General features: G+C 69.9%; 15 protein-coding genes and 1 pseudogene. 9 read left to right on the top strand and 7 right to left on the bottom strand.

Annotated features, from left to right (window positions below; translation table 11 throughout):
- The first annotated feature begins 62 nt into the window (after window positions 1-62).
- On the top strand, window positions 63-1166 hold the full coding sequence (locus EJ357_RS35455; RefSeq protein ID WP_126395762.1) for a PASTA domain-containing protein: 1104 nt from the start codon (window positions 63-65) through the stop codon (window positions 1164-1166).
- Window positions 1167-1198: 32 nt separating this feature from the next.
- Window positions 1199-3418 (top strand): competence protein CoiA family protein, encoded by a 2220-nt coding sequence (locus EJ357_RS35450; protein WP_126395761.1) that lies wholly within the window; start codon window positions 1199-1201, stop codon window positions 3416-3418.
- Here the strand turns inward: EJ357_RS35450 and EJ357_RS35445 are convergent.
- Entirely contained in the window at window positions 3404-3607 is a 204-nt protein-coding gene (locus EJ357_RS35445) for a DUF397 domain-containing protein (protein ID WP_126395760.1), read from the bottom strand. The two genes, EJ357_RS35450 and EJ357_RS35445, sit on opposite strands and share 15 nt — an antisense overlap.
- The gene (locus tag EJ357_RS35440) at window positions 3604-4485 is read right to left on the bottom strand and encodes a helix-turn-helix domain-containing protein (RefSeq protein ID WP_126395759.1); all 882 of its coding nucleotides are present in this window, start codon (window positions 4483-4485) and stop codon (window positions 3604-3606) included. Before EJ357_RS35440 ends, EJ357_RS35445 begins: the two co-directional genes overlap by 4 nt.
- Window positions 4486-4641: 156 nt before the next feature.
- Here EJ357_RS35440 and EJ357_RS35435 point away from each other — a divergent pair, with 156 nt between their 5' ends.
- A complete protein-coding gene (locus tag EJ357_RS35435; protein ID WP_126395758.1) occupies window positions 4642-5106 on the top strand; it encodes an ATP-binding protein in 465 nt (154 codons plus the stop codon).
- Window positions 5107-5135: 29 nt separating this feature from the next.
- Here EJ357_RS35435 and EJ357_RS35430 read toward each other — a convergent pair.
- A pseudogene (locus tag EJ357_RS35430) lies at window positions 5136-6240 on the bottom strand (hypothetical protein).
- 468 nt (window positions 6241-6708) lie between these two features.
- On the opposite strand from EJ357_RS35430, the gene EJ357_RS35425 reads away from it, so the two are divergent.
- Together EJ357_RS35425 and EJ357_RS35420 are read left to right on the top strand one after the other, a co-directional pair.
- Window positions 6709-6951, top strand: coding sequence for a type II toxin-antitoxin system VapB family antitoxin (locus EJ357_RS35425; RefSeq protein ID WP_126395757.1), 243 nt, complete (start codon window positions 6709-6711; stop codon window positions 6949-6951).
- Complete coding sequence (locus tag EJ357_RS35420; RefSeq protein ID WP_126395756.1) at window positions 6951-7370, top strand: PIN domain nuclease; 420 nt, start codon at window positions 6951-6953, stop codon at window positions 7368-7370. Before EJ357_RS35425 ends, EJ357_RS35420 begins: the two co-directional genes overlap by 1 nt.
- 112 nt (window positions 7371-7482) lie before the next feature.
- On the opposite strand, the gene EJ357_RS48570 is transcribed toward EJ357_RS35420, so the two are convergent.
- Complete coding sequence (locus EJ357_RS48570; protein WP_175647632.1) at window positions 7483-7653, bottom strand: hypothetical protein; 171 nt, start codon at window positions 7651-7653, stop codon at window positions 7483-7485.
- 21 nt (window positions 7654-7674) lie between these two features.
- Between EJ357_RS48570 and EJ357_RS48565 the strand changes: the two genes are divergently transcribed.
- The 4 genes from EJ357_RS48565 (at window position 7675) to EJ357_RS35410 (ending at window position 12819) form a co-directional block, all read left to right on the top strand.
- A complete protein-coding gene (locus EJ357_RS48565; protein WP_175647631.1) occupies window positions 7675-9336 on the top strand; it encodes a hypothetical protein in 1662 nt (553 codons plus the stop codon).
- Window positions 9333-9617 carry a hypothetical protein gene (locus EJ357_RS48560; protein WP_175647630.1) on the top strand — a complete coding sequence of 95 codons (285 nt, stop codon included), beginning with the start codon at window positions 9333-9335 and terminating at the stop codon, window positions 9615-9617. The genes EJ357_RS48565 and EJ357_RS48560 overlap by 4 nt, the downstream gene beginning before the upstream one ends.
- The gene (locus EJ357_RS48555; protein ID WP_175647629.1) at window positions 9614-10249 is read left to right on the top strand and encodes a nucleotide exchange factor GrpE; all 636 of its coding nucleotides are present in this window, start codon (window positions 9614-9616) and stop codon (window positions 10247-10249) included. Before EJ357_RS48560 ends, EJ357_RS48555 begins: the two co-directional genes overlap by 4 nt.
- A 68-nt stretch (window positions 10250-10317) precedes the next feature.
- Window positions 10318-12819 carry an Hsp70 family protein gene (locus EJ357_RS35410; RefSeq protein WP_126395754.1) on the top strand — a complete coding sequence of 834 codons (2502 nt, stop codon included), beginning with the start codon at window positions 10318-10320 and terminating at the stop codon, window positions 12817-12819.
- 336 nt (window positions 12820-13155) lie between these two features.
- Here the strand turns inward: EJ357_RS35410 and EJ357_RS35405 are convergent, their stop codons facing one another.
- The 3 genes from EJ357_RS35405 to EJ357_RS35395 all read right to left on the bottom strand — a co-directional run bounded on the left by EJ357_RS35405 (window position 13156) and on the right by EJ357_RS35395 (window position 16857).
- Window positions 13156-14256, bottom strand: coding sequence for a restriction endonuclease (locus EJ357_RS35405; protein ID WP_228472716.1), 1101 nt, complete (start codon window positions 14254-14256; stop codon window positions 13156-13158).
- A gap of 131 nt (window positions 14257-14387) precedes the next feature.
- A complete protein-coding gene (locus EJ357_RS35400; protein ID WP_126400446.1) occupies window positions 14388-15698 on the bottom strand; it encodes a hypothetical protein in 1311 nt (436 codons plus the stop codon).
- Window positions 15699-15744: 46 nt separating this feature from the next.
- Complete coding sequence (locus tag EJ357_RS35395) at window positions 15745-16857, bottom strand: DEAD/DEAH box helicase (RefSeq protein ID WP_126395753.1); 1113 nt, start codon at window positions 16855-16857, stop codon at window positions 15745-15747.
- Between the last annotated feature and the right edge of the window lie 2 nt (window positions 16858-16859).

Genomic DNA, 16859 nt, shown 5'->3' with positions numbered 1-16859 from the left:
TCGAAGGCCGGTGCGGGCCCACCCACCGTGCCTGGGGCCGCACTTGAGGAGTTATACGCCGCATGAACCCGTACAACACGCCAGCCCCAGCCCCGTCCCGTCCCTGGTGGAGGACGACACCGGCCGCGCTCGGCGTCCTCGCCCTGGTGGCCCTGCTGGGCGCGTTCAGCTTCGCGGTGGGCTTCCTCGTGATGATCGCCGCCATGGTGGCCGTATGGATGCTGCCGCCGTGGCGCTGGTTCGCCAGGCTCGGAGCGACGTTCGGAGCGTTGGTGCTCCTTACGGTGGGCGCGGGCCTGGGTGGGCAGCTCGACGACAGCGGGACGGGCAAGTCCGACGCCAAGTCGGCAGGCGGGGGCGGGGCAAGTGCCGAAGCCGTCTCCGCATCCCCGACCGCGTCCAAATCGAAGCCCGCCAAGGCCGCTGACTACGTCGGAAAGCGACTGGACGAGGCCGAGAAGCAGGCTAGGTCCGCCGGCTACACCGCCGGCCACCATGACGCGGCCGACGAGGATCGCGCGATCATCCTGCGGTCCGGATGGACCGTGTGCTTCCAGAAGGCGGACACGGCCGCGAAGACCATCGACTTCGCGGCCGTCAAGAGCGCCGAGCCGTGCCCTGCGAAGGACGGCGGCCCGCTGCCGTGGCCGAAGATGCCGGATGTCGTCGGCGCCACCTACAACAAGGCCGTAAAGGATCTGAAGAAGGCCGGTATCGGCCTCGACCGTGTCACGCTCGACGACGTCTACCTCGACGTCGACACTCCGACCGCCGAGGAGGCTGCGGAGGACGGCGACGAGTGGCGGGTGTGCTTCCAGTCCCCGGACGAGGGAACCGAGGTCGAGTCCGTCACCAGGGTTCGCCTGGACCTGGGCCGGTGGACCGACGCCGACCTCGTCCAGCACTGCCCGTCGGCGAAGGACACAACCTACAAGATCCCCGCCAACGACCCCGACTACAACAACGAGGACGACAACAGCACCACCGGAGGCGGCGGTTCGACCGGCGGTGGCTCCTCGTCCTCCTCCGGCGGCGGCACCAGCGTCGGCACGGTCCACCCCGGCTCGTTCTGCTCCCCGGCCGGAGCGACCGGCGTCACGGCAGCCGGAACCCCCATGGTCTGCGGCCCCGGCTCCGACGGCCGTAACCGCTGGCACAGCGCCTGACGGCCCGCCATTACCCGTCACCAGGAGCCCCGTTGCCGTTCGCAGAGGAAGAAGACACACGTAAGGTCCAGACGGCAGTCGTCGGCCGGGCCGGGTCGGACCGGCCGGTGTTCCTGCCGTACGACCATGACGACTTCGACCGGTTCATGCGAGGTCGGACGCGCGACGACTTCTACTGCGGCGTCCTGCTCGGCGGCTGCGGCAAGAAACTGTCCCCGAAGCGGTACACGGACAAGAAGTGCCACTTCGCGCACCGGCCGCCCGTGCACTGCCACCGCACGGAGGTCGGTGAGGACAGCGCCGATCACCTCTACATCGGGCGGGCTGTCGCCGACTGGCTGAAGCAGCAGGGGCAGCGGGCGGTGCAGCCCGTCTACCAGCCCAAGGGGCACCAGGTCCGCGATGCCGTCGACGTGTCGTACGAGGCTGGACGCCGGCTCGTACGCGTCCAGCTCGCTCGGCGGTCGAAGCGGGAGTGGGAAGCGGCCGACGCGGAGCTACGAGTCCGGCACTCTGAACTCGACTGGTTCTTCGGGCCCGACAGTCTCCTGGCCAACTGGCAGGTCGAGCGGCAGGGGTACGCCCTTCGCGTGCAGTGCCGGTCTCTCGGGGCGACCCGAACCGTGGAGATCGGCACCCAGTTCCCGGACGGGCCTGTGGAGTGGACCTCCCTCGCGGAGTGCACGCTCACACCCGAAGGAATCGTCACCCCGAGTCTCCTCCGCACACCGAACGGCATCGTTCCACGTCATACCGCCGCGGCGGTCCCCGTCCCTCCCCCGTCCGGCCTGCCGCTCACCCCGGCCTCGGTTCTCATCACCGACGCCACGCTGTCCCACGTAACCGGCACCCACCGCTGGTTCGATGTCTCCGTTCGTGTCAACGCCCGCCTGTCGCTCCCTGTCGACGCGGACGCGCCCGACGTTCGGTCCGCGTACCTGCCCATGGAGGTCGCCCTCTCCCTCGACCGTGACGGCACATGGCTGATCACGGCCGCTGCACTGCACCTCGTCCGAACCGACACCCCCGTCGGGTCCACGGACAGTGCTGCCCCCTCGTCCGACACGCACGATCCGTCACCCGAGGAACAGCCCCTTCCCCCTGACGCCGATCTCGTCGCCTCCTTCCGCAGGACGCTGGAGAACACGGCGCGCAGCAAGAACGTCGTGACGATGGCAGCCCTGCTCCGGGGAGCGTCCCTCCACGGCCGCACCCTCTCCGTGGAGCGGTGGCGGGAGCTGCTCCTCCAGGTCGAGCAGCCCAGGACCCCGGGCAAGCCCGTTCTGTCAGCCCTCATCAAGGGGCGAGACGGCGGTCCGGCCCCGTTCTTCGGAGACGTACTGCACGGACTCGGCCTGCCGAAGGGGCTCTCCGACGCCGTGTTGCTCGACATCTGGAACCGCGAGCGTGGCCGCGTCCACGCCGCCTACAGCAGAAGCAGCCAGGCGAACCCACCGTCGCTTCCCCGTCAGGAAACCCACCGCGAGCCACCGGGGCATGTCAGAAGAAAGTGGACCGACTCCGCCGCCGCCCGACGCCGCGCCGCCTTCGACGCTCTGCTTGACGTGGCTCACGAGGCACGCCAGGCCGGTGACCTCGATGCCTTCGAGCAAAACCTGTTCCTGGCGGAACGAGCAGCGCTGTCGACGGATGCCCAGGAGGCCGTGCGGGACCAGACGGACTGGCTGTTGGACCAGCGCGCCGACGAGCTGTACGTGACCTGGGAGCGTCTGTCAGCGCTCGTCGACACGATCAACCGCGACGGGGACGACCTCTTTCCGGACCAGTTGCGCCGTGCCCTGCGGGGCGCCGAGGCGCTCGCCGAAGAGGTCGGAGACGATCTGGCGGCGGAGGAACGTCGTGACATTGCGCGCTGGCACCGGCACCTGGAGCGGCTGACCGAGCGCCTCACGCTGTCGCAGATACGCGGCCATGCCGTCGCCGTACGGGTCGCGCTGCGGCAGGCCGCGCGTGAAGGGCGTACGACGACATGGGGTGAACTGGCCATGCGGATCGGGGCTCCGCTCGCGGCTCTCCACCCCGACGACAAGACCGCCGTACTGGTCGAGGTGGACCGCGAGACACCGGACGACAGGCCTCCGCTGTCCGCGCTGGTCACCGCGCACGGAGGCGACCGGCCGCATCCCCTTTACCAGCAGATCCTCTTCAACCTGGACCGGATCGCTCCCCCACCCGACGCACTGTTCATGCACTGGCGCATGGCTTTGCGTCGCCACTCAGAGCTGCGCTGACGCCTGCTCCACGAATCGCACGAACCGCCCCCAGCCGTCACGGCCAACCGCGAACGCCGGGCGGCTCACGTCCTTGGAGTCCCGTACGTGGACGGCCTGTTCGGCGATCGCGATCTCCACGCAGCTGTCGCCCTCACTACCGCTGTAGCTGGACTTGAACCAGGCCAGTTCCGTCGTCCCGCTGCTCATAGCTCTCCTCGCAGTCGCTCCAACAGGGCCCTGGATTCCTCGGGATTCAGGGCCTGCGAGCGCAGTGTTTCATAGCGTTGGCAGAGCATACTTACCTCTTTCGGGTCAGAGATCAGCCGCCCGTTCTTCTGGCCCTCGGAGTAAGCGAGCCGCCGCCCCTCCGGTGTCTCCAGAACCTGCACCGGCCCATCCAGGCAGGCATGCAACCCTGCCTCCAGCGGCACCACTTGAAGCGTCACATTGCGCGGCGCGCTCCGCTCCAGAACATGGTCGAACAGCTCCCGCATCGCCTCCGCATCCCCGAACCGCCGCCGGAACACATGCTCCTCCACGATGAAGCTGAACGGCACGGTAGGCCGCTCCCGCATCATCCGCTGGCGGTCCATCCGCGCGGCGAGCTGCGCCTCCAGCTCCTCATCCGTCCGCAACGGAATCGTGCCCTCGAACACAGCCCGCGCATACGCCTCCGACTGCAACAACCCCGGCACCAACCGGCACTCGTACGTACACAGACTCACCGCATCGCGCTCCAGCCGAGCCCACCGCCGGAACCAGGCGGCAAGTCCCGCCTCGCCCCGGGTGAGATGGCGAGCGGCCTTCCGCAGCGCACCGGTGTTTCCGGTCGCTTCCTCCCCACGCTCGATGAACGCCTCGTCCGGCATTCGTCGGCCCAACTCCACAGACGCCACCGTGTGCTTGGAGTACCGGACGATGTCGGCGAACTCACTACGGCTGAGCCCCGCGTGCTCCCGTAAGGCCTGGACGACCGCGCCGAACGTACGCAGACTGTCCGACGGATGCGGTTCGCGCTCCCAGTCCCCCGCCGGAACCGCCCGGTCGCCCACGCCCGTGGCCGCTTCCCCCGCGCCGATGTCCATCCGCCGCCCCTTTCTCCAGCCGCTCCGGCCGCACACGTTTCAGCACACAGAGTGATGGGTCGGCCCACGTACTGTCCACTCCCTGTGCTCGTACGCTGACTCCGCGTACGCGGTCCGGAGCTCGCAACGGACCTTCACGGACGCCAAGCTGGCGCCATGAACCAACCCGCTCCCCAACTCACCACCTCCCCGCACACCTTCACGCAGCTGCTCTCCTCCACGCGGCGCGGCGCTCGGCTCGCCCGGCTGCTCACCGTGAGCCAACTCCAGTCCTGGAGCGCCCCGCAGGACCTCACGGAGCGTGCCGAAATCGTCGTCGCGGAGCTCGCGGCGAACGCCGTGCTCCACGGCCGCCTGCCCGGACGCAGCTTTCGCCTGACCCTCGTACTCGACCCACCGGTCGACCGCCTCCGGGTGGAGGTCACCGACGCCCGCGGGGACCTCTACCCGCAGATCGCGACGGGCTCCGACACAGATGATGCGCCCCGCCCCGGCGGACGCGGCCTGTCACTCGTCACCGCCCTCGCCGACCACTGGGACTGCGTCCCCTACCCACCCACCGGCAAGACCGTCCGGGCAGTGCTCTCGACGCGGGGGAAGGCAGCTGCCGTCACCCGCTGAGCGTCCTGCGCTGTTCCATGGCCAGAGGGTTAGAAGAGGTCGGCCAAGGTGCCCTGCCTGAGATTCTCCAGGACCGAGCGCATCCACGGGCTGCGAACCGCGGGGAGCCGGACCAGGGTGTGCTGGAACGTTCCCTGGTCGGCCCGGAACGGCTGGTTGGGGAGCAGCGGGAGCGGGTCGTCGCGGAGGACGTCCTGCGGTATGCGGCCCGACGCGGTGACCGGCAAGTACGGCTGGGGACAGACCAGCCAGAGCCACACCCCCAGCGGCAGGGGCACCAGGTAGGCCGACGCGGTCGTGCCGGCGGGGGACCAGGTCTGCCCCGTCTGGGGCTGGACCGGCACGAGGAGGATGTCGACGCCGGCGTCCGGGGAGGGGCGTCCCGGTCCGGCCAGGACGGCACGCCGCTTGGGGGTGCCTGGGGCAGCAGGGCGTCGAGCATGCGTTGGAACATGTCCGCGGTCAGACCGCCCGGGACCTGCACCGGCTGCCCTTGGGAGGCGACCAGCAGGTGGGCGAGCGCATGGCCGGCTGCCGCCTCCCACTGCGGACTCCACGACCAGTAGTGGTTCGTCCCCGACCGTCCTCCCCACGTGGAGATCGGCTCGAACGGCGGCGTCTTCTCTCCCTTCTCCGCCAGCTCGGCCCAGGAGAGGGGCCCGGCGTGGACACCGTCGACGGGGAGGCGGTGCACGGCGTCCGGGCTGAGTCACACCGCCTGCCAGAGCGAACAGTCGTCGATCCTGGTCGCCACGGGGAGGTCGCATGTCCCGCAGGCCATGTTGGGCCCGTCGGCCCCGGCGAGGCCACAGCAGGCACCGCCGCGCTTCTCAGGAATCAGCCGGGTTCCACGGATGTTCCGAGCGCGATGACACTCGCCCCACGCGTACCTTCGGAAAGGGAGTGGACCGGCGCGTAGATGCCGCGCGCCTCCGCCTCCCCCGGATCGGTTTCGTCCCACCTCCGCCAGGGCCCTCTCCATGGGTCCGGGTCCATGGCGAACGTCCCTGATCGCATGAGGACCGGGAGCTGGGCCCCGTTCCCGTACGTCTGACGGGTGTGGACCGGCAGTGAGACCTGGGACAGCGGAGTGGTCAACTCGGCGCCGCACCCCGCACACACGAAAACGAACAAATGCCCTCCGCTTGGGAAACGGACGCATCTTCGCAGCTCGCCGACAGCCGGCCGACACCCGGGACGCGCACGCCGCATCGACGCCGCTGAGAGCCGGGAGGATCAGACCGCCCTCACCTGGCGCAGCCAGTCGCCCACCAGCCGGTTCCTGTCGGTGCGGTCAAGATCGTGATGCGCCACGAGGAAGCGGCGGGCCGGAGGCGCCATGTCGACGGCACCCGCCGCCGGGCTGCCGCACCGCCCGGCTGCGGCGAGGCGGCCTCGACGGCGCGGCCGAAGCCCCCGAACAGGTGTGGGTCGTGCCGCGCGACCAGTGCTCTCGACATCAGAGGACTACTGTCCGTTTCCCACACGGAGCGCCCACGCACCACGCGTGCACGACGTGGACGCCTACCCGAAACGACATCTATCATGGCCAAAGAGAGATATCGTTTCACTGGCAGACTCGCTTGGGAAGGGACCACCCGCATGGCCAGAACCGTCATCGACCTCGACGAGGACATGGTCGCCGAAGCCATGCGCATCTTCGGGACCAAGACGAAGGCAAAGGCCGTCCGCCTCGCCATGGAAGACGCCGTCAAGAGGCACCTGAGACAGGAGGGCTTCGACGCCATGGACGCCGGCGAGTTCGACTTCAGCGAGATCGTCGAGAACACCGGCCCCCGCAACGCAGACGGCTCCCTCAAGCGCGACGGAGGCCGAGCCGCCTGATGCAGGACCGCTATCTGATCGACAAGTCCGCCCTCGCCCGCTGGACGAAGCCGAGCGTCAAGGAGGTACTCAAGCCTCTGCACGAGCGCTATCTCCTCGCCGTATGCCGCCCCACCGAGTTCGAGATGATCCACTCCGCGCGGGACAGCTCGGAGGCAACACGTATCAGCACCTGGCTCCACGCCTTCGACTACCTCGGAACAGACGACGACGCCTTCACCCGCGCTCTTGAGATCCAGCGCCATGCCCTCAACGCGGGCTTCCACCGCGCCCTGTCCCTGCCCGACCTACTGATCGCCGCCACAGCGGAACTGAACCAGCGAACAGTCCTCCACTACGACGGGGACTTCGACATGATCGCCTCCCTCACCGGCCAGCCCACCGAATGGGTCGTCCCACCCGGCAGTGCCGACCGGTGAGGAAGCCCGGGACCATCGAGTCACTGGGCACACAGAAACCAGCCATCCCACCCGTTAGTGCGTTGACGTCGCCAACACGCTTATCTACGGTGACGGTTGATGCGCAAGGGGCTCAGGGGGGCAGCAAACCGTGCAGGTCGACGACACCGGTGAACCCGGAGGAGCCGTCACGGCCGGCCGCCTGCTCAACGCTGCCGAACGCGCGTTTCTGCGCGCTGAGTTCGGCGTCGTACGACCGCTTCTGCAGCGTTTCCAAGCCGAGTTCGGCACCCACGACGCCCACGAGGCGACGGTACGGTACGCCGTGCTCCGCGCCGCCCTGGCCGCACGGGTCGGGAACTGGCCGGAGGCGGTCCGGCGGTGTCCCGACAGCGACCTGGACCTCGCGGCGACAGGGGTCGTACACGCCCTCGCGGTGGGGGCCCTCCGCCGGCTGAGCGAAGAGGGCGGGCGGCACACCGACTTCGGCACGGCAGCGCTCGCGATCGTGCTGTGGGCGCATCTCCTCGACGAGGACGACCCGGGTGACTTCCGCGCACTGCTCACCGAGCGGCGCGGCGCTCCCGTGCCCGACGAGGTCTGGGAGGGTGCCCACAGTCATCTGCTCGGGCGCATCACCGAGCTGCTGCGCGCCCTGGACGTCCGGGCCGGCCGGGACATCCTCGCTGCTTGGGAGACGGCCTGGGAGACCGAGCGTGCCGTTCTCGCGGTCCTCCTCTCGGACGCCGGGCCCGACGGCCTGATTCCACTCGAAGAAGCTGCCCGGCACCTCGTGAGCCGCGACCGCGGCGAGGCCCTCCTCGACGCCTACACCGCACGCCACCCCGACCCCGCCACCTGGACCGCGGACTCCCCTGACCACCGGGCGTGCGCCGACGTTCTCGCCCAGGCCCTCGCTGAACGGGGCCAGGGCCGGGTGCGGGCCAAGAAATGGAGCGAGGCGCTCGCGGACTTCAGCACGGCGGCGCGGCTCGGGCACCCCCTCGGCCCTGGGGATCGGGCGGCCGTCCTGCGCGCGGGAAAGAACGTCGGGCGGAGCCGCACCGGGCGCGACTACTCCCCCGTCACACGCATCCAGGGCCTGGAGATGGCGCAGGCGCTGCTGCCCGAGGACGGCTCGCTGGCCGCCGAGCTCACCGCCGAGCTGGTGCGGCAGGGCCGGAAGGTCTTCGGCACCGACCCTCGGCAGAGCAGGAACCGCTTCGCACGGGCCCTGGTCGTGTCGCCCGATGACAGAGACGCCAGGTCCGGCCTCGACGACCATCTGAGGGCGGACCTGCGCCAGGCACTCGACGGGGCAGAGCCTCGGGACAGGATCCGCGCAGTCGCGGTGCTGGATCTACTGCAGCGCGATCCGGACTGTGCGTCGGCCCGGGAGTGGCTGAGAGGCCATTACGCCGAGCAGGCTGTGGTCGCCGCCTCCGACGGACGTACGGCGACGGCGCGCTCCGCCGTGCGCGACGTGATCCACTACGACGGCGGGGAAGGTCCGTGCGAGGAGGAGCGCATCGACAACGTGCTCGTCGACCTCCTGATCGACGCGGCCCGGGTCACCGAAGCCGAGAGCGCTCGCGCCGGGATGGAACGCCGCGTCGACCTGCTGAGCACGGCTGCCGACATCGCAGGGCCGACGCGCGGCGACGTCAGGGAGGAACGCGACGCGGCGGTGCTCGACCTCGCCGAGCACCTCGAGGCCACGGCGTCGCCGTCCGACGTCATCGGGCTGTTCCTGCGGGACCTGATGCGCACCGGCGTCAGTGCCCGCTTCGACCGGACCGTGAAAGCGGCCTATCTGCGCCGCGCCGAGACGCGCGCGGAGGAAGGCGACTTCGGCGGGGCACAGCACGATCGCGCGTGCGCGGAACGGATCGGCACCGGACTACCAGACCAGGGCCTGCTGTTCGGCACCGTCCCTCGCAGCCGCCGCCACCCCCGCCACGACTCGGGACAGGGAGCCCTCTTTTGACCGTCGCCAAGCCCGCCTCGGGAGCCGGAGGCGCCGAAGCACCACCGATTCCCTGGTTCGGTCCCACGCTGCACGAACTCGTCGCGGGCGCCGCGCCGGGCACCCGGCCCCCGGTTCTCCGCAGGCAGGTGGGGCAGGCCCTCACCGCGGCCCGGCAGGATCCGGTCAGGCGGGAGCTCATCCGCCGGGCCGACCATGCCTCCCGCGGCGCCGTCGGCTCCCTCGTCGCCGAAATGCTCACCCCGCCCCTGCCCCGCCACGACCCCGAGGAATTTTCGTGAACGGTCCCGACCCGGCCGCTCCCACCGGCCCGCCGTCCGAACTCGACAAGCTGCGGCGCCGGGTCGAGGCCCTGTCCCGCAAACGCGACGAGGCCGAGTCCCGGCTGCAAGCCCTGCTGAGCTCCCTGCTGCCGCTGGACGACCTGCTCGCCGACACGCGTCGCCGGACCGGTGCCCTCTACGAGGCGCGATCCGCCCGTGAGGCGACCTCGGCCGCCGTCGCGCTGAGCGAGCAGATCGACGCGGCCCACCTGATGCTGCGCGGTGAGTTCGCCCGGCACGACGTCAGGCCGATGGATGCGGTGGGCAGGGCCGTCGATCCGGCGGAGATGCGGGTAGTCGGGAGGGAAGCTCATCCGTCCGCCCCGGACGGCACGGTGCTGAGGGAGAGGGTCACCGGCTTCCGCCTGGGCGCGTCCATCCTGCGCCCCGCACAGGTGGTCGTCGCGGTTCCGGGCCCCGCACCGGAATCCGAGCCGGTTCCGGGCGCCGGGGACGGCCCCGATCCGGCGGCGTCCGAGGTGCCTCCGGCAGACGGCGTGCGGGCGCAGCCACGTCGTACCACTCGCTCCCAGCGCAAGCTCCCGCGCAAGCCCTCGGCCGGGCGGAGACGTCGCTCCCGTCGCACCTGACCCGGCGGCCGCGCCGTCCCTCTCCCGTCCTACGCAGGACGCCCACGACAATCAGGAAGCAACCTTCCATGCACCGGACTCTCGGCATCGACCTCGGCACCACCAACTCCGTCACGGCCTGGCTGCACGACGGCGTCCCCGTCGTACTGCCCAACCGGCACGGTGATCAGGCCACCCCCTCGGCCCTCGGCATCGACTCCCACGGTGCTCTGCTGGTCGGGCAGGAAGCCCTCAACTGGCGTGTCACCGACCCCAGTTACGTGATCACTGAGGTCAAGCGCCTGATCGGACGGCGCTGGGACGACGAACTCGTGCAGCAGGCGCTGAAGGCGCGGCCTCACGACGCGCCGCCCGTCCGGGCGAGCGCCGACGGATCGGTGGAGATCCGGCTCGGCGAGCACTACCTCTCCCCGGTGCAGGTCTCCGCCATCCTGCTGCGCCGGCTGAAGGAGGACGCGGAGAGCACCGCTGGGGTGCCGTTCCGGCGTGCGGTGATCACGGTGCCGGCGTACTTCGCCGAGCCGCAGCGGCATGCGGTGCGTGAGGCAGGGCGACTGGCCGGTTTCCACGTGGCGCGCATCGTGGAGGAACCGACCGCCGCCGCGCACGCCTTCGGCGTCAGGTCGGGCGAGAACGGAACCGCGGACTACGCCACCGTGCTCGTCTTCGACCTGGGGGGCGGCACCTTCGACGTGTCACTGCTGACGATCGGTCCGGGCTACTTCTCGGTGAGTGAACTGGGTGGGGACAACCTCCTCGGCGGCGCCGACTTCGACGCGCTGCTCGACGGCCACCTGCGCGAGCAGCTCGACGGACGCGACCACAGCGGCGAAGGAGACGCCTCCCGCATCCGGGCAGCCGCCGAGCGCGCGAAGGTCGAACTGTCCTCGCGGGACGTCTCCGAGGTGACCCTCGCTCCACTCGGCCGCCAGGGCGGATCCTGGTCCGGCGCGGTGCGGCGCACGGTCTTCGAAGGGCTCCTCACCGAGCACCTGCGCCGGATGCGGGAAACGGTCGAGTCGGTGCTGAAGGAGGGCGAGGCATTGCCGGAGGACGTCCAGCGCGTCCTCCTCGTTGGGGGCTCCACCCTCATCCCGGCCGTCCGACGCGACCTGGAGGACGTGTTCGGCAAGGAAACGGTGGCGCACACGGTCGATCCCATGATGGCCGTCGCCCACGGTGCCGCCGTGGAGGCCGGCCTCCTCAACACCCTCGACTGCCCAGCCGAAACCTGCACCGTCCAAGGCATTCCCGTCACCGCCGACGCCTGCCCGAGCTGTGCCACCCCGCTGCTCGGCACGGCCACGGTGGACTGCCCGACCTGCCACGTCCCCGCCCCCGAACTCACCACCGCCTGCCCTGTGTGCACCACGGACCTGTCCGGACTGCGCGCGACCGCTCCGACGGCCAACCGCACGGAGTGCCCGGAATGCGGCCGGGCCGACAACCCCGCCTCCGCGACCGTGTGCCTCGACTGCGACGCCCCGCTGGACACGGGCGGCCTGAAGTGTCCCGGCTGCGGGATGGTCAACGCCGCCGGGCTCAGCGCCTGCTCGCTCTGCGGCAGCGACTTCGGCACCGCACCCGCCGAACAGGTCACGGCACAGCACCTCGGGCTCGAACTCGCCGACGGCACGGTGGAGCTCCTCTTCCCCAGTGGTACGCCCTACCCCACCGAGTGGCGCCCTGTGGACGACCTCGTGGTCCGCGGGGGCAACGGCAGATCAGTGCGGCTCCAGGTCTGGGAGGGGCCGCACCTGGGCTCTGCTCAGCGCAACGAGTTCTGCGGGGGCTTCGTCGACGAGCACACCGACGGGCTCAGAGGGGACGTATCACTCGACCTTCAGGTGCGGCTCGACTCTGACCGAACCGTCGAACTGAAGTACCGCATCGGCTCCGGCGACTGGCGCGGTGCCCGGCTGCGGCGCAGCATGGTCTCCGCCGCCGTCGGCCGGAAGGCGTCCGAACTCCACCACCGCTACACGGAGTTCCTGCACAACTGGGGCCAGGAAGCCACCCCCGCCGAGCGTGACGCGCTCACCGAGGTCATGGCAGATCTGGCGGTCCTCAGCAAGGGGGACACAGTGGGCCGTTCCCTGGACGGACTCCTGGACTCGGCCCGCGACACCCTGGAGACGTGCACACAGGCCCGAAGTGTCTTCGCCCGGGCGACGATCGCCGCACGGGGTGGACGTGGACTGCTGCCACCGCCACTCCTGGAGGACCTCCGGAAGGCCGCGGAGGCGGTCATGGACGCGCGCAGGGCCATGAACGCCGACGCGATGCGGGCTGCCACGGAGCGGGCCGAGGAACTCCTGACCGCACTCGACCCGGCGGTCCGCTCCTCGCTCCTCACCATCCGCCTCGCCGAACAGGACGCCTACCCGGCGACCCTCCGCAAGGAGGTTCTGGCCGCCCGCGACGCCCTGCGTGACGCTGTGGAACGCGGCGACCAGGCCGACCAGGACACCCATCTCGTACGCCTGGGGCGGCTCGCCGAACAGGGCCGTGGCGAGTTCGCGGAGGTGAGCACGCCCACCACCGGGAGCGTACTGCCGTCCAAGCGGTGACCGCGCAATCCGGTTCGGTACAAGGGCAGCACAGCGTCACTCCAACAGGCGCGGCGCGCTCCGGAACGCGGGGATGTCCTGGCCCCGCCGCCTGGGCGTAGGAGCGCTCGGGCGAACCTCCGCTTCTCCAGTTCCTGAGGTTCGGGTCCTTCTTCTCGACCGGCTTCGGTTCCAGGGCCTTGGCCGGTTTCGGTTCGGGAGCGACGCCCCCCGGCCGGGGTGACGGTGATGGGGCGGCCGATCAGACCGATGAGGAGGTCGAGGACTCGGTCGCCCTCTCCCAGCCGGTCGCGGAGGGGGCTACGAAGGACAAGGAAATGAAGCGCCCACCCGGTATCAGAAGAGATCGGAGGTCCCACCGAAGCCGTTCATCGGCCTCCCGCTGACCTCTCGGAACTCGTCCGAGCTGTAGTGAAGCTGGAAGGTGTGGGTGTGGTTCTCGTCAACCCAGTACATGGTGATGGCGGACAGGAGGTTCCGCGTCATCCAGTGAGCGCGGGACCGCGTTCCCTCCTCCTGGTCCAGGATCCATGCCTCCACCTGTTCCGGCAGGCTGAAAGTCAGCCTGTAGGCATGGCCTACGCGCGGTTCGATCAGCCACAGCGGATGCCCCCCAGACCGGTGGCTCCTATATACGCGGACGGCATGAGTGGGTTCTTCGAGCGCGTATCTGACAAAGGCTTTGAGGTCGTTGGAGACAAGTCCGAGGACGAAGGGGGCGGCGGGAAAAGCCAGGACGAGACCCAGCGACGATCGGCGGCGCAGGCCCGCCGCCAACGTGTCGAGCGGATCGGTAACCGAGGGAGCCTCAGTCGCGGGTTCGTCCCACATGTCCAACAGGTGCCGACGCAAGTAGTTGCGCATCTCATACACGGTGGGCCGCTGGCTCCCCACCATCGACTTCGTGGCGTCGTAAACCGACTTGGCCGCCACTCTCACCAGGTCACACAATGGCTGGAAATCGGGCAGAGACAGGTCGATAAGAGAGATCTGGTGGGCAAGCGCGAACTCCTGAGCATCTTGGGTGAACCCTGATGTCGAGAAGATCGCGTAGCTGTAGTGATAGCGCGCCCTTGGGCGGTGCGGCCCGTAGCCGTTGCTCAAAGTGGTTACGACATTTTCGTTGAGGTCATGCACGACGCCATGGCCGTTGCGTACGGTGGCGAGACCGACCTTGGTGCGTGTGAACTTCGCCTCGGCGAACAGGCGGATCGGGAGCGAGAACGGGGGCACGTACTGGAACTCGCCAAGAGTGTCCGCCTGGTGCCAGGCCCCGCGGCCCCGCACCACCAGTCCGTGTTTGCGTTTCTCCAGCACCTTCCACGGCGGCCTGGCCGGGTCGTCCTTCTCCGTCAGCAGACGGTACCCACTGGACCGCAGCAGCCAGGCGAGGACCTCTTCGAGAAGGTATCCCCGCAGTGTTTCCAGCCTCACCATGTCGTGACCCTATGCATGCGTCTCCTAAGCGGCCGTACAACCGTGCTGAATCATGAATGAGAGCGACTACCGCGTTCGCGGTTCCGGGCGCCTGCGCACCACTCACCGGGTGAGTGCGGGCGCGCCTGCGCCTACGCGGCCAGCGCGGGGAACACGACCACTGAGCCGTCCTTCTCGCGGGCGATCTCAATCGCCACGTCTGTCTTACGGCTGTTGACTGTGACGCCGTCGCCCAGTTGGTGAATCCGGTGGGCCGCGCTCATGAGGCGATCGACTTCACCGGTCGTGAAGACGGGTCGCAAACCATTCGGGCGTGCCAGTTCCAGTGCCGACAGGCGTACCAGGACACCGGCGATGCCCGACTCCAGATCGTCGAGGCGCTGCTGATCGCGCTTGAGTGCGCGGGTGAAGTTCTCGAACGGATTGCCGGGTTCGCTCTGGGCGTGCTCGACGGCCTGGAGGATGACGACCCGCCGCATCAGCGCGATGGCCAGGGAAGCGAGTTCGAGGTGCGTGCGGAACGTGCCTCCATGTTCGTCGACGCCGGGGAACGACTTGGTCACCGTGCCGAGTTCGACGGCCTCGCCGTCGGGCAGTTTGTCGAGTGCACTCTGCCACCGGGCCAGGCGGAGGCCGGCTTTGCTCAGCGCCGTGTCGATGGTGTGCACCGCCGAGTCGAGTCCCAGCGAGACACCGAGCTTGCCCTCGTCGAGCAGGATGGCGGTGGCCTTGTCGATGGCGGCACGGCAGCCGTTGAGCGCACTGTGCTCGTCGTCGAGCTTGTCCTGCTGCAGCTGCTCCAGCAGTTCCGTGATGTGCTCGATGGCCTGCTGGCGCTTCTGGTCGGCGTGCGCGCTCACCCCCACCGCCACGGCCATGAGCACGAGCGGAGCGGCCACGGTGAGCACAGTGCCGCCGGCGGCCACGGCACCGGCGGTCGCACCGGCCCCGCCGACCGTGCCCGCCGCTGCCGCTCCTCCGACCGGCACGAACGTCGCACCGCCGGCGATTTTGCCCGCTGTGTCCATGAGCGGACCGCGAATGCCACCGGCCACCGCCTTCGACGCCATCGGGCGAACGAGGCCCTGCCCGAACTGGGCAGCGACCTTCGCCGGGACCACCATGCGATACAGATTCTCGCCGGAAGCGGTCGCTCTGGCCGCCGTAAGGGAACTTCGCGCCGATTGCGTGATGAACTGCGACAGATGCTGCGCCAAGGGACTCGCGGCGTCGAGCGGGATGCCACGGCCGCGGTCGATCTCGTCGGGCAGCGGATGCACCTCAAGTGTGGCAATCGGCTCGTCGGCCAGGACGGCCAGCACTCCGCGCAGTTCAGCCAGGCGCTCAGCCGTCATCGACTCGCCCGCGGTCAACCCGGGCACCCGGACGTCAGCGGTCGCCAGCGTCCACACGGGCACGGTCGTCTTGCGGTCGTCAGTCATCGTCTCCCCTTGGTCTTCCAGCATGCTCGTAGCCTCAGTCGCGCCATCACCGCATGTGCACCCACCCGTGCAGCCCCTCCAGGTGCCGCGGCAGCCGACTCCCCTGCCAGCCCAGCACCAACCGCTGCCGGGCACGGGTGATCATGACGTAGTAGGCCATGCGCAGGATCGCCGCCGTGGGATCGGTGGCGGAGTCGGACTCCGCGTCGGCGATGACGACGGTGTCGAAGTCGAGCCCCTTGGCGCTGGCCCGGTGGACGACGACCACTCCCGGGCGGGCGAGGTCGAGGTCGCGATAGCGGCCGGACGATGCCGCCGAGCTGTAGAGCTGGGGTTCGTGGGCGAGGCCTGCGCGTTCCAGGCGGCGCATCAGGTCGGCAGCCGTGCGCAGGGAGTTGACGATGACGCCGATGCGGTCCCGCGGGTGCCGGGCCGCCAGGCCGGCGATGTCGTCGGCGAGGTCCGTGGTGCCGGAATAGTGGCGGACCACGGGCAGCGTCCCGCTGCGGAAGGGGATGTCGGGGCGGGTGCCGCCCGTGCGGAAGTACTCCGCGAGGGAGGCGATTTCGCGGCTGTTGCGGTGGTTCCCGGCGATCTCGACTCGTCCCGTGGAGCGGCCGAGGGCGTCGGTGATCTCGGTGAGGGTGGAGTTCGTCTCGGTGAGGCGCTGGCACTCGTCGGCGAAGACCGTCACGGTGGCGGCGGCGAGGCGGGCCATCCGGTAGAAGCCCGGCGACAGGTCCTGGCCCTCGTCGACGACGAGGTGAGGGGTGGCCGCCTCGTTCTCGCCGAGGGCGGCGGCAGCCTGTTGGGTGAGGGCAGCCCAGTCGAACCAGCCGTCCTGGGTTCGCGGTGCGCCGTATCCGAAGTGGCGCAGAACCCAGCCGTGGACGGTGGCGGCCTCGACCGGTGTGCCGGGGACCGTGAGGCCCTGGAGCATGCCGTTCAGCAGCTGGCGCAGCAGGTTGGAGCGGGACAGCAGCAAGGTGGGGCGGCCGGTGAGGGCGAGGTGGACGGCGCGGTGCGCGGCGAGCAGGCTCTTGCCGCTGCCGGGCGGGCCGCTGACGACGCGGCTGCCGGTCAGCGGCAGGGCGTCCAGGCAGTCGCGCTGGGCCGGGGTGAGGTCGGGGTGGAGCACGGGGGTGTTCGCGGTGGTCATGG

This window comes from Streptomyces cyaneochromogenes, assembly GCF_003963535.1.
Classification (GTDB): Bacteria; Actinomycetota; Actinomycetes; order Streptomycetales; family Streptomycetaceae; genus Streptomyces; species Streptomyces shaanxiensis.
The sequence above is the reverse complement of the archived record's forward strand: the minus strand, read 5'-3'. Positions and strand labels throughout refer to the sequence as shown.